This is a genomic window from Faecalibacterium sp., from assembly GCF_052358865.1.
Taxonomy (GTDB): domain Bacteria; phylum Bacillota; class Clostridia; order Oscillospirales; family Ruminococcaceae; genus Faecalibacterium; species Faecalibacterium butyricigenerans.
Map to the genome: position 1 here is coordinate 1 of NZ_DAWCVJ010000008.1, position 13,280 is coordinate 13,280.

Sequence of the window (13,280 nt, forward strand, 5' to 3'; positions counted from 1 at the left end):
GGAAAACTTTACCTCTTCGCCAGAGGCTCCCCTCGGTAGGGGAGCTGTCGAGCGAAGCGAGACTGAGAGGTTGCGTCAAGCGGAGCTTTACCCGTTATACTTGCTCTGCGCCAGACCGAGCTTGCCGTCCATGATGAGCTTGGCGGCGGCTTCGAGGTCGGGCAGGCGGTCGGCGAGGGCCTTGGCGTCGTCGGGCGGGAACTTGCCCAGCACCCAGTCGGCGAGGTCGTAGTCCGGGCGGGGCTTTGCGCCCACCCCGATGCGGATGCGGGGGAAGTTTTCGCCGCCGAGGCGGGCGATGATGCTCTTGAGGCCGTTGTGGCCGCCTGCCGAGCCGGAGGGCCGGATGCGCAGCTTGCCGGGGCTTTGGGTGATGTCGTCGCAGAGGACGATGACGTGGTCGGCGGGGATCTTGAAGAAGCCCGCCAGCGGGGCGATGGAGTCGCCCGAGAGATTCATATAGGTCAGGGGCTTGAGGAGCACGACCTTATGGCCGTCCACCTCGCCCTGCCCCCACAGACCCTGAAACTTGGTCTTGGAGACGGAGATGCCCCATCTGCCCGCCAGATCGTCCAGCGCGGAAAAGCCTGCGTTGTGGCGGGTGCCGTCGTATTTTGGCTCCGGGTTGCCGAGGCCGGCAATGAGCCAGATGTCATTGGTATTCATACTGTATTCTGCCTTTTTGTGTCTGAGCTGTTTTTCGAACAGTATATTATTATAACATACGCGCGCGCAAAAAGATACACAAAAAGCGCAAAAAAAGCCGCCGTGCGGGTGACACGGCGGCGTGGGGAGCGGGGGTCAGCCCTGCTCCTGTTCCAGTTTCTGCTTTTTTGCAATGTACGCTTCCATCTTCGGCTCGGCCCAGCCGTCGAGGTTGGTCTGGCGCTCGCGGGCGATGCCAAGTGCCTGCGGGGGCACGTCTTTGGTGATGGTGCTGCCGGCGGCGGTGTAGGCTCCGTCGCCGATGGTGACGGGGGCCACGAGGTTGGTGTTGCAGCCGATGAAGCAGTAGTCGCCAATGGTCGTGCGGAACTTATCCTTGCCGTCGTAGTTGCAGGTGACGGTGCCGCAGCCGAAGTTGCAGTATTTGCCCACATCGCTGTCGCCGATGTAGGTCAGGTGGCTGACGGTATTGCCCCGGGCGAAGCTGGAGTTCTTCGTCTCGACATAAGCGCCCAGATGCACGCCGTAGCCGGTGACGGTGTTGATGCGGACATGGGTAAAGGGGCCGATGTTGTTGTGGGGGCCGAGATGGCTGCTGTAGACCTGACTTGCGTTGACGGAGGTGCCCTCGTCCACGGTGCTGTCCTCGATGAGGGTGTTGGGGCCGATGACGCAGCCTGCGCCGATGACCGTCCGGCCCTTCAGGATGGTACCCGCGAGGATGACAGCGCCCGGGGCGATGACGACCTCGGGGTCGATCTCGACACTGCGGCTGCGGATGTCCACGCCGTTTGCGATGTGGCGCAGCAGCACCTCTTCACGCTGTGCCTCGGCGGCGTCGAGCTTGGCCTTTGCGGCGGCCAGTGCGGATGCATCGATATTCTGCATAAGGAAAAACCTCCTCCAACTCTGCCTTTCGCAGAAGCCAAACAGACTGCGACGGCCTCTGCGGAAGAGGGATTGTTGTATCCAAGATAAAAGAAATTCGAAAGGAAGAAAGACAAACAAAAGGGGCAATGAGTTTAATGGATAGAAAGTTGTATCCAACTGCCCAAAAGTGGCGTCAAAACTCGAAAATCCTCTTCAAATCTTTCCCATTTTATATTACCGAAAAAGAGAGTAAAATGCAAGAGTTTGCACAAAAAATATCAAACAAATTCGGTGATTTGCCCGATGGAATGGGCGCGAAATTCTGGTATAATAGTTTAGCATTCACAGAGAAATGTTTATCGTATGACAAGACAGAGCATCGATAAGACCGCCGGAGCATCGCGCCGGGGGCCATCATTTGGGAGGTAAACACGCATGAGCAAAAAGTATCTGTACTACTTCAGCGAAGGCAACGATGCCTTTGGCGGCGACAAGGTCACCATGAAGAACATTCTGGGCGGCAAGGGCGCTGGTCTGGCTGAGATGACTGCAGCCGGTATGCCGGTCCCGCAGGGCTTTACCATCACCACGGAAGCCTGCACCCAGTACTACGCAGACGGCCGTCAGATCAACGACGAGATCACCGCTGACATTTTCGAGCACGTCAAGGGCCTCGAGAAGATCACCGGCAAGACCTTCGGCGACAACGAGAACCCGCTGCTGGTCTCCGTCCGCTCCGGCGCACGTCAGTCCATGCCCGGCATGATGGACACCATCCTGAACCTCGGCCTGAACGACGAGGCAGTCGAGGGTCTGGCCAAGAAGACCAACAACGCCCGTTTCGCATACGACTGCTACCGCCGCTTCGTGCAGATGTTCGCCGACGTCGTCATGATGGTCCCGAAGAGCCTGTTCGAGGTCGAGATCGATAAGATGAAGGAAGCCAAGGGCGTCAAGAACGACGTTGACCTGACTGCCGAGGACCTGAAGGAGCTGGTCGGCACCTTCAAGAAGATCTACGAGGACAACGAGGGCAGACCCTTCCCGCAGGACCCCAAGGATCAGCTGATCGAGGCCGTCAAGGCTGTCTTCCGCAGCTGGGACAACCCCCGTGCAAACGTCTATCGTAAGATGAACGAGATCCCCTACGAGTGGGGCACCGCTGTCAACGTCCAGCAGATGGCCTTCGGCAACTCCGGCGACCGCTCTGGCACCGGCGTCGCATTTACCCGTGACCCCGCCACCGGCGCAAAGAAGCTGATGGGCGAGTACCTGATCAATGCACAGGGCGAGGACGTCGTTGCTGGTGTCCGCACTCCGTCCCCCATCAGCCACCTGCACGAGCAGATGCCTGAGGTATACGATCAGTTCGTTGAGATCGCAACCCGTCTGGAGAACTACTTCCGCGATATGCAGGATATGGAGTTCACCATCGAGGACGGCCACCTGTATATGCTGCAGACCCGCAACGGCAAGCGTACCGCTCAGGCTGCTCTGCAGATCGCCTGCGATCTGGTGGACGAGGGCATGATCACCGAGCAGGAGGCTGTCCTGCGCGTTGAGCCCAAGCAGCTGGATACCCTGCTGCACCCCCAGTTCGATGCTGCTGCTCTGAAGGCTGCCGAGGTCGTCGGCAAGGGTCTGGCAGCTTCTCCCGGTTCTGCCTGCGGCCAGATCGTCTTCACCGCCGAGGAGGCTGAGGAGATGGTCAAGTCCGGCAAGATGAAGAAGGTCGTTCTGGTCCGTCTGGAGACCTCTCCCGAGGACATCGTCGGTATGCAGGTGTCTCAGGGCATCCTGACCGTCCGCGGCGGCATGACCAGCCACGCAGCCGTTGTTGCCCGTGGTATGGGCACCTGCTGTGTTTCCGGCTGCGGCAACGACAACGAGGTGAAGATCGACGAAGAGGCTAAGACCTTCGAGATCAACGGCCACAAGTTCGTCGAGGGCGACTGGATCTCCATCGACGGCTCCACCGGTAACATCTACGGCGAGCAGGTCGCAACCGTCGCCGCTACCGGCAACAAGAACTTCAACCGCTTTATGGGCTGGGCAGACGCTGCTCGTCAGCTGCTGGTCATGACCAATGCGGATAACCCGCGCGACGCACAGCAGGCAGTGGATCTGGGTGCTGAGGGCATCGGCCTGTGCCGTACCGAGCATATGTTCTTCGCAGAGGACCGCATCAAGGCTGTCCGCGAGATGATCTGCGCCCGTACTGTGGAGGAGCGCGAGACTGCTCTGGCCAAGGTCGAGCCGTTCCAGCAGAGCGACTTCGAGGCGATGTACCGCATCATGGGTGAGCGCCCGATGACCATCCGTTATCTGGATCCGCCTCTCCACGAGTTCCTGCCCACCAAGGACGAGGACATCAAGGAGCTGGCTGCCGATATGGGCATGACCTTCGATGACCTGAAGAATGTCGTTGCTTCTCTGCACGAGTTCAACCCCATGATGGGCCATCGCGGCTGCCGTCTGGCTGTCACCTATCCCGAGATCGCAGCAATGCAGACCCGCGCTGTCATCAAGGCAGCTCTGAACGTCTCTGCTGAGACCGGCTACGTCATCACCCCGCACATCATGATCCCGCTGGTCGGCGAGGTCAAGGAGCTGAAGTTCGTCAAGGACGTTGTCGTCAAGGTCGCAGACGAGCTGATCGCTGCCTCCGGTGTTGATATGAAGTATCTGGTCGGTACCATGATCGAGATCCCCCGTGCAGCTCTGACTGCTGGTGATATCGCCAAGGAGGCTGAGTTCTTCAGCTTCGGCACCAACGATCTGACCCAGATGACCTTCGGCTTCAGCCGTGACGATGCCGCTAAGTTCCTCGGCGCTTACTACGAGAACAAGATCTACGAGAGCGATCCGTTCCAGCATCTGGATCAGGTCGGCGTCGGCAAGCTGATCAAGATGGCTGCTCACGATGGCCGTGAGACCCGTGCTGATCTGGGTCTGGGCATCTGCGGCGAGCACGGCGGCGATCCCTCCAGCGTCGAGTTCTGCCACAATGTTGGTCTGGACTACGTCAGCTGCTCTCCCTTCCGTGTGCCTATCGCACGTCTGGCTGCTGCCCAGGCTGCTATCAAGAACCCCCGCAAGTGATTGCGTGAGGCGCTGAGAGCATAAGGCTCAATAAAATATTATAAACGCCCCGGTTTCCGCAACAGGAAGCCGGGGCGTTTTTGCACAAAAAAGAAGGCACGATTTTGGGGCTTTGACGAATTTGTGCCGGGCCATTGACAGCAGAAGGACCGAGGCGTATTTTTGGTGCAGTAAGCGGGACAGAGGATAGTGAAGCTGCCGCTTTTTTGCCCTGCAAAGGTGCTTCTGCTTGGCTGGGGCCTGACCCGATGAGCTTATTTTTTGCATCTGCGGGACAAAAACAATGAAAGTACAGATTATGGGACGCCTTATCTGGTATGCTTGCCGTGCCGAAAACACGAACGATCGGAAAAGGAGCAGAGAATGCGATGGATGCTGAATAAAACAAAGTTTCTGGCAGGAAAAACAGACCCGGAAAACACCAGCCTATGGCTGCCGCTCTGGATGCACCTGCGAGATACGGCAGAGATCATGGAGCTTCTGGTGCGGAAATGGCTGCCCGACAGCGTAAAAAAGGCATCCGGGTTGGAAGAGGAAGAATTGATATGTTTGGCTCGCTTTTTGGGCTGGGGGCACGATTTGGGCAAAGCAATTTTAACCTTCCAGAGCATGATCATGCAGTGTTTGCCCGAAGCGAAACAACGGCTGGAACGCCTGACACCGCTGAGCTGCCCGGTGCAGAACCGCAAACAGTCGCCTCATGCCCGGGCAGGGGAGGCAATCCTGCTGTGGGAGGGGTGTCCCGGTGGGCTTGCTTCCATTGTGGGGGCACACCATGGCAGACCCCAGAACGACGGAGCAGTCGATGAGCAGCTGGACGGCTGGGAGAGCAACTATTACCCGAAAGAGCAAAAGTGCTTATGGGAGGGCTTTTGGAACGAATTGCTTCAGGCGGCACTGCAGGACAGCGGCTATTCCGGGGTAGATGCGCTGCCGGTGCTCAACCAGCCCGAAGAGATTTTGCTGACGGGACTTTTGATCATGGCAGACTGGATCGCCAGCAACACGGAGTATTTCCCGCTGATCCCAGTGGAAGAGCTGGGCAGCAGGGAGGATTATCCGGCGCGGGTGGACAGGGCGTGGAAAAAGCTGGCGCTCCCCTTCCCATGGGAGGCGCAGCAGGGCATTGCAAAACCGCAGGAGTTTGAGGTGCGGTTCGGCTTTGCGCCCAACGCCGTGCAGCGAGTGGTTCTGGATGCGGTGAGTGCTGCGGCAGAACCGGGCATCCTGATTCTGGAAGCGCAGATGGGCGTGGGCAAAACAGAGGCGGCTCTGGCCGCTGCGGAGATCATGGCCAGCCGGTTCAGTCTGGGCGGCGTCTTTTTCGGACTGCCCACGCAGGCTACGGCAAACGGCATCTTTCGTCGGCTGCTCCACTGGGCAGATACCCAGTCGGAGGAGGTGCCGCAGGCCATCCAGCTGGCCCATGGCATGGCAGAGCTGAATGAGAACTATCTTCGGCTGCAAGGGGGCAGGGTGCAGCTGGAAGAGGATGCGCCGGAAGAGCATCAGGTACAGGTGCATCAGTGGTTCCGGGGCAGCAAGCAGGCATTGCTGGCCAGCTTCGTCGTCGGCACAGTGGACCAGCTGCTGATGGCAGCACTGACCCAAAAGCACGTGATGCTGCGGCATCTGGGGCTTGCGGGCAAGGTGGTGATCATCGACGAGTGCCATGCCTACGATGCTTACATGAACTGCTATCTGGATCGCGCACTGGAATGGCTGGGCTGGTACAAGGTGCCGGTGATCCTGCTGTCGGCCACCCTGCCCGCCCGGCGGCGTGCAGAGCTGATCGAAGCGTATCAGCAAAAGCACAGGCCTGACCCGGATGCCCCGTGGAGATTTAGCTGCGGCTATCCGCTGCTGACATGGACGGACGGCGCAGAGGTAAAGCAGACCGTCATCCTGCTGGACACGCCCGGACAAACGGTGCAGCTGACCCCGCTCACAGAGGCAGAGCTGCCCGGGCTGCTGCGCCGGAAGCTGGCGGAGGGCGGCTGTGCGGGGGTGATCGTCAACACAGTTAAAAAAGCGCAGAAGATCGCGCAGCTGCTGCGGGAGAGCTTGCCCGACAAAGAGGTGCAGCTGTTCCATGCACAGTTCCTGATGCCGGACCGCGCCGCGCGGGAAGAGCAGCTGATGGAACGCATCGGCAAGGATTCTGTGCCGGAGAGCCGGAACGATCTGATCGTGGTGGGCACGCAGGTGATGGAGCAGTCGCTGGACCTTGATCTGGACGTTCTGATCACCGAGCTTTGCCCTATGGATCTTCTGTTGCAGCGCATCGGACGGCTGCACCGCCATTGCCGCAGACGCCCAAAGCCCTTACAGCAGGCCTGCTGTGCGGTGCTGGACACCGGAAAAGAGGCTTTTGATGCGGGCAGCGAGGCGGTGTATGGTCAGTGGCTGCTCTGGCGCACCCGGAAGTATCTGCCCCGGAGCATCCGGCTGCCGGAGGACATTGCCCCACTGGTGCAGCAGGTCTACGGCTGGGAACAGGAAGCCCCCGAAACGGAGCAGGGGGAAAAGCTGCGAAGTGAGTACGAGCAGGTGCAGGAGAAAAAGAAGGATCGTGCCGGGAAATATCTTGTGCCGCAGCCTGAGGTCGATGAAGATTTCCAGGAACTCAATACGTTGGATGGCTGGATGCAGGACGAGGGCGCTCGCTCGGACTCGGCTGCCCGGGCAGCAGTGCGGGACGGCGACCCCTCGGTGGAGGTGTTGGTGATGCAGCGACGGACGGATGAAAGCATCCATTTTCTGCCATGGCAGGAGGGCGGCAGCGCCGTAGCCGCCGACAGCCCGCCCCCGCCGGAGACGGCGCTGAAGATCGCCCGGCAGAAGCTGCGGCTCCCGGCGGTGTTCGGCAAAGCGTGGAAGGTGGACGAGGTCATCCGGGAGCTGGACGCAGACGACCGCAGATGGCTTGCAGCGTGGCAGCTGTCGCCGCTGCTGCACGGAGAGCTGATCCTGCTGCTGGATGAAGACCTGACCGCCCATCTTGCGGACATGGAGCTTTGCTATGACCGCGAGAATGGTCTGGAATATTGGAAGGAGGAGAAGGATGAAGGAGATCGAATTTGACCTGTTGACCGAACCATGGATACGGGTACGGCTGAAGGACAATACGGTGCAGGAGGTGTCCCTGACCGAGGCGCTGGTGTCGGCGCAGGACTATGTGGATCTTGCGGGTGAGATGCCGACACAGGATGCCGCCGTGCTGCGGCTGCTGCTGGCGGTGCTGTTTACCGTGTTCTCCCGCGTGAATGTAAAAGGCGAGCCAGAACCTTTGGAAAAAAGAGGTCAGGCGTTGCGGCGATGGAGCGAGCTGTGGCAGCTGGGGCATTTCCCGGCAGAACCTATCCGGGACTATCTGGAACAGTGGAAGGACCGCTTCTGGCTCTTCCACCCGACGCACCCCTTCTGGCAGGTGCCGACTCTTTGCAATGGTATTGCATTCGGTGGGAAAAAGTTGAATGGGGAACGTGCGGAGAGCGGCAATAAAACGCCGCTATTCCAGAATGTGTCAAAAACAGAATGCGAGGTACTCAGCTATGCACAGGCGGCGCGATGGCTGATTTATCAGAATGGATACGATGAACGCGGTGGCCGCCCGAAGGCTGGCAACAAGCCAAGGCACGGGGTCGGTTGGCTGGGACAAATCGGATTTGTAGCCGTCAAGGGAAAGAACCTGTACGAGACCTTACTGCGGAATATGGCGTTTCCGACAGAGCAGGATGCTCTGAGGGAAGAACAGCAGCCTTGCTGGGAGCGAGAGCAGGTCAGGGCAGAACAGAGCGTCAAGATCGTGATGCCGAAAAATCAGGCAGAACTTTTAACCCTCCAATCCCGACGCATTCTACTGAAACGCTCAGAAACAGTGCCCGGCGTGGTCGGGTACGAGGTGCTGGGCGGCGACTATTGGGACAGCGAAAATGCGTTTGGGGAGCAGATGACCCTTTGGAGCAGGACATCGAAGAAAAACGAGAAGATGACCTATAAACCGCAGCAGCATGAAGCTGGGAAACAGCTGTGGCGGGAGATTCCTTCCATGCTGGATCCGGAGGGCCGTAAACCGGGAGTTCTGACATGGAATCAGCAACTGCAAAGTCTGCGTATCCTGAGTAGAAAAGAACAAATCGTGCTCAATATGGTCGGGATACGATATGACAATCAGGAAGCATCAGTCAAGGACGTGTATACCGACCAGTTGGCAATGCAGCTTGCGGTGCTGGACGAACTGAGCAGGCCATGGACGGTGCGGATAAATCAGGAAGTAGAGCGCTGCGAGAAGGCCGCAGAGAGAATTGGAATCCTGTGCAAGGAGCTGAAGCTTGCCGGAGGACTGGACTACAGTCAGGTGAAGAAAGTGACAGAAGATGCCCGTGCACAGTTTTACTTTGCAGTGGACCAGCCCTTCCGGCAGTGGCTGCAGGAGATCGACCCGGAACAGGACGACCCGGACGAAGCAGTGCTGCGCTGGCAGGCACAGGCGCGCAGCATCGCGGAAGAGCTGGGAGCGAAGATGGTGCGGGAGGCTGGAAATGCAGCCCTGAAAGGACACCGCGTTGTGGTGGATAAGGGCAAAAAAACGGAGTGCAGCACCCTGTACACCTCGCCAAAGGCTTATAACACGTTCCGTTCGAAACTCTGGGACATCTATCCGAAAGCAGAACCGTAAAGGGGGAATCGTATGAAAACACAGGACGTCAGAACGTATACAGAGCAGCGGCTGCGCTGGCTTCAGACCCTGCCGGACAACCAGCGGCGGGCCGAGCTGGCAAAGCTGCGGCGGGGCGTCGGACACCGGCCCGGCGAACTGCCGGAGCTGTGGGGGAGTTTCCTGCTGGGAATGCCGGAAGGCTTTCAGGGTAACAACGGCCCTTCCCACGCAGAGTGGGCAGTCTACCTTGCACTGACTTTATACGCCGTGCATCAGCAGGGGAATGACCAGCCCATGAACTGCCCCGGCAACACGCTGGGGCGAGCGGTGCGGCAGCTGGCAGAGCGGAATGCTGGAAAGGACTGGGAAGAGTCCAGCGTGCTCCGGCGGTTCAACGCACTGGCCACCGCAGAAGAGATCACCGAGATCAGCCACCATCTGAGGGGGATGGTCCAGCTGTTGAGCGCGGCAAAGGGTGGCGCGATCCCGCTGGACTATCCGCAGCTTGCGGTGGACCTGTATGAATTGCAGTGCACCGACCCGCGGTACACACAGATCCCCGCCAACGTCCGTCTGCGGTGGGGCCAAGACCTGTACCGCGAAACGAAGAATGCATCGTCGGAAGAGGAAGAAAAGGAGAATTGATCATGAAAAAGCGCCTATATGTTGATTTTCACGTTTTGCAGACCGTCCCGCCCAGCTGCATCAACCGGGACGACACCGGCAGTCCCAAAACGGCCATGTACGGCGGCGTGCTCCGGGCCAGAGTTTCTTCGCAGGCGTGGAAGCACGCTATGCGCGAAGACTTTGCGGAAAATACCCCGTTGGATGTGGGCAAGCGCACCAAAAAGGCGGCAGAGCTGGTGAAGGAGCAGATCCTTGCACTGGATCCGGAACAAAAGAAAGCAGATAAGATGGCAAAAGATGCTCTGAAACATGTTAACATTACGAGCAACGATAAAAAGGGAACGGATGCCTTGGTTTTTATAAGTTCTGCGCAGGCAAAGGCGCTGGCAGAGCTGGCTGTTGAGGGATGCACGAATGATGAAAAATATGAAGAGGCGATGATAAAAAATCCCTCGGCAGATATGGTGCTGTTTGGCCGTATGGTGGCGCAAAAAGCTTCCCTGAACTATGACGCCGCAGCGCAGGTGGCGCACAGCATCTCCACCCATGCGGTGAAGAACGAGTACGATTACTTTACCGCCGTGGACGACTGTCAGACAGACAGCACCGGTGCAGGCCATCTGGGCACGGTGGAGTACAACTCCTCCACCCTGTACCGCTATGCCACAGTGAACGTGTTGGAGCTGGCGGAGCAGCTGGGGGCAGAGCAGGCCGCAGAAACGGTGCGGGCTTTCGGTGAGGCGTTCCTGTTCTCCATGCCCACCGGCAAACAGAACACCTTTGCAAACCGCACCCTGCCGGATGCGGTGTATGTGACCATCCGGGAAGATCAGCCGGTGAACCTGTGCGGTGCGTTTGAGCGTGCGGTGTCCCGCGGCGAGCAGGGAGGCTATGCCGAGGCTTCCAAGGCTGCGCTGGCCCAGTATGCGCAGCAGGTGTATGCCAGCTTTGCCGAGGCTCCGGCCCAGAGCTTTACTGTGGGCGGCGGGCTGGAAGCACTGGCTCCGGCACAGACGGCAAAAGCCATGCTGGACGCGCTGGAAAAGGCTGTCCGGGATGCGCTGTCCGGAAATGAGGTGGAGTAATGGCAACGCTGTTGCTTCGGCTGGCAGCGCCTTTGCAGGCGTGGGGCGCGGACTCCAAATTTGAGACCCGTAAGACCAACCGGGAACCCACCAAGAGCGGCGTCATCGGCCTGCTGGCGGCGGCTCTGGGGCTGCGGCGGGACGAGAGCGAAGGGCTGGCCCGGCTGACCGGGCTGCGGTTCGGCGTCCGTGTGGAGCGGGAAGGGCAGCTGCTGGTGGATTACCACACCGCAAAGACGCAGGATGAAAAGAACTCGTATGTGACCTATCGCCATTATTTGCAGGACGCCGTGTTTCTGGCCGGGCTGGAAAGCGAGGACACCGCCCTTTTGCTGCAGCTGCAGGATGCGCTGCAGCACCCGGCTTTTCCGCTGTATCTGGGCCGCCGGTCCTGCCCGCCTGACCTGCCCCTCTGTCTGGGGCTGCGGCAGGGCAGTTTGCAGGAGGTGCTGCAAACCGAACCGCCCCTGTGCCCGGGGAAGCTCTGCCGGATGGTGCTGGACGCCGACCCGCAGGAGCCGGGCGCGGCAGTGCAGAGGGATGTGCCTGTCTCTTTTGACCCACATCACCGGCAGTACGGCTACCGCTCGGCGCGGGAGCTTTGGCTGACCATGTCGGATGGCCCGGAGAGCACCGGGCATGACCCGTTCCGGGAATTGTAAAAAGGGGGAGAGAGGATGTATTTATCACGGGTAGAACTCGATCTCACCCGCCGCAGCACCATGGAAGCACTGGCCGCACCGCAGAAGCTGCATGGCGCAGTGGAAAGCGCCTTTGCAGGGGAGCGCCGCCGCAGGCTGTGGCGGCTGGACCGTCTGGGAGAGCGGCTGTATCTGCTTCTCCTCAGCGAGGACGCGCCGGACCTGTCCGGCGTGGTGGAGCAGTTTGGCACCGGGGCGGCGGCCGAGACCCGCAGTTATGACCCGCTTTTGGAGCGGGTGGTTCCGGGAAGCTGCTGGCAGTTCCGGCTGACCGCAAACCCCACCAAAAGCCGCAAAGACCCCAAGGCACCCGCAGAGCGGGGGAGCGTGATGGCCCACTGCTCGACGAAGCATCAGAAGCAGTGGCTGCTGGATCGGGCGGCAAAGCACGGCTTTGCCCTGCGGGAGGAGGAATTTACCGTGACCCGAGTGCAGTGGCAGCGCTTTGCCAAGCGCGGCACCCGGCCGGTGACCCTGCTGGCCGTGACCTACGAGGGTGTTTTGCAGGTGACGGATGCAGAGCAGTTCCGGGCGATGCTGTGTCAGGGGATGGGGCGCGGCAAAGCCTATGGCCTTGGACTGATGACCGTCATGCGCGGAGGAAACTGAGATGGACGAGATGCCGGGCATGATCCGGCCCGACCTGCAGGCACTGCCGCAGGTGAAGGACCGGATGACCTTTCTGTATCTGGAGCACTGCACCCTTGGCCGACAGGACGGCGCGATCACGGTCACGGACGAAAAAGGGGTGGTCTCCATCCCGGCGGCGGGCATCTCGGTGCTGCTGCTGGGGCCGGGCACGCGAGTGACCCACCGCGCCATGGAGCTTATGGGCGACACCGGAGTAGGGGCTGTCTGGGTGGGAGAGCACGGCGTGCGGTATTACGCCCATGGCCGCCCGCTGACGACCCACTCGCAGCTGCTGCTGCGGCAGGCAGAGCTGGTCACTCACACCCGCAAGCATCTGGAGGTGGTGCGGAAGATGTATCAGCTCCGCTTTCCGGAGGAGGACATCTCTCGGCTGACCATGCAGCAGCTGCGGGGCCGCGAAGGCAGCCGTGTGCGGCAGGTGTACCGCAAAGCGTCCAAGGATACGGGCGTTCCGTGGAACGGCAGGCTGTACCGTCCGGAGGATTTTTCGGCGGGAGATGCGGTCAATCAGGCGCTTTCCGCCGGGCACGCCTGCCTGTACGGTCTGGCGCACGCGGTGATCGTGGCGCTGGGGTGTGCACCGGGCCTCGGCTTTGTCCATGTGGGGCACGAGTGCTCTTTTGTGTACGACATTGCAGACCTGTACAAGGCTGAAGTGACGATCCCGATCGCCTTTGAGGTGGCGGCGCAGGCCCCGGAGGATCTGTCATCCGTGGTGCGCCGCCGGGTGCGGGATGCCATGGTGGAGCACCATATTCTGGAGCGGATGGTGCACGATATTCGGTATCTGCTCCTGAATGCAGACGAGCCGGAAGCAAAGCAGGAGACCGTTTACCTGTGGGACAACAAGATAGGCACTGTGGCCAACGGCATCAACTATTTTGAGGAAGAGGAAGGTGAGGAGACATCGTAGTT

10 protein-coding genes are annotated in these 13,280 nt (G+C 59.9%); 8 read left to right on the plus strand and 2 right to left on the minus strand.

What is annotated here, in order from left to right:
* Positions 1-87 precede the first annotated feature (87 nt).
* On the minus strand, positions 88-666 hold the full coding sequence (pth, locus tag ACT8X9_RS02600; protein WP_227620141.1) for an aminoacyl-tRNA hydrolase: 579 nt from the start codon (positions 664-666) through the stop codon (positions 88-90).
* A gap of 135 nt (positions 667-801) precedes the next feature.
* A complete protein-coding gene (locus ACT8X9_RS02605) occupies positions 802-1,554 on the minus strand; it encodes a DapH/DapD/GlmU-related protein (protein WP_227620142.1) in 753 nt (250 codons plus the stop codon).
* 417 nt (positions 1,555-1,971) lie between these two features.
* On the opposite strand from ACT8X9_RS02605, the gene ppdK reads away from it, so the two are divergent.
* The 8 genes from ppdK (at position 1,972) to cas1e (ending at position 13,278) form a co-directional block, all read left to right on the plus strand.
* The gene (gene ppdK, locus ACT8X9_RS02610; RefSeq protein ID WP_227620144.1) at positions 1,972-4,638 is read left to right on the plus strand and encodes a pyruvate, phosphate dikinase; all 2,667 of its coding nucleotides are present in this window, start codon (positions 1,972-1,974) and stop codon (positions 4,636-4,638) included.
* A 372-nt stretch (positions 4,639-5,010) separates the two neighbouring features.
* Entirely contained in the window at positions 5,011-7,722 is a 2,712-nt protein-coding gene (gene cas3 / locus ACT8X9_RS02615; protein WP_444268024.1) for a CRISPR-associated helicase Cas3', read from the plus strand.
* Positions 7,703-9,319 carry a type I-E CRISPR-associated protein Cse1/CasA gene (gene casA, locus ACT8X9_RS02620; RefSeq protein ID WP_444268025.1) on the plus strand — a complete coding sequence of 539 codons (1,617 nt, stop codon included), beginning with the start codon at positions 7,703-7,705 and terminating at the stop codon, positions 9,317-9,319. The genes cas3 and casA overlap by 20 nt, the downstream gene beginning before the upstream one ends.
* Before the next feature lie 12 nt (positions 9,320-9,331).
* Positions 9,332-9,946, plus strand: a complete 615-nt coding sequence (gene casB / locus ACT8X9_RS02625; RefSeq protein ID WP_444268026.1) for a type I-E CRISPR-associated protein Cse2/CasB — start codon at positions 9,332-9,334, stop codon at positions 9,944-9,946.
* Between the two features lie 2 nt (positions 9,947-9,948).
* Entirely contained in the window at positions 9,949-11,013 is a 1,065-nt protein-coding gene (gene cas7e / locus ACT8X9_RS02630; protein WP_444268027.1) for a type I-E CRISPR-associated protein Cas7/Cse4/CasC, read from the plus strand.
* Positions 11,013-11,675 carry a type I-E CRISPR-associated protein Cas5/CasD gene (cas5e, locus tag ACT8X9_RS02635; RefSeq protein WP_444268028.1) on the plus strand — a complete coding sequence of 221 codons (663 nt, stop codon included), beginning with the start codon at positions 11,013-11,015 and terminating at the stop codon, positions 11,673-11,675. The genes cas7e and cas5e overlap by 1 nt, the downstream gene beginning before the upstream one ends.
* A gap of 15 nt (positions 11,676-11,690) precedes the next feature.
* On the plus strand, positions 11,691-12,323 hold the full coding sequence (gene cas6e / locus ACT8X9_RS02640) for a type I-E CRISPR-associated protein Cas6/Cse3/CasE (RefSeq protein ID WP_444268029.1): 633 nt from the start codon (positions 11,691-11,693) through the stop codon (positions 12,321-12,323).
* A 1-nt stretch (position 12,324) separates the two neighbouring features.
* Positions 12,325-13,278: a type I-E CRISPR-associated endonuclease Cas1e gene (gene cas1e / locus ACT8X9_RS02645; protein WP_444268030.1), complete on the plus strand. Its 954-nt coding sequence runs from the start codon at positions 12,325-12,327 to the stop codon at positions 13,276-13,278.
* Positions 13,279-13,280: the final 2 nt, after the last annotated feature.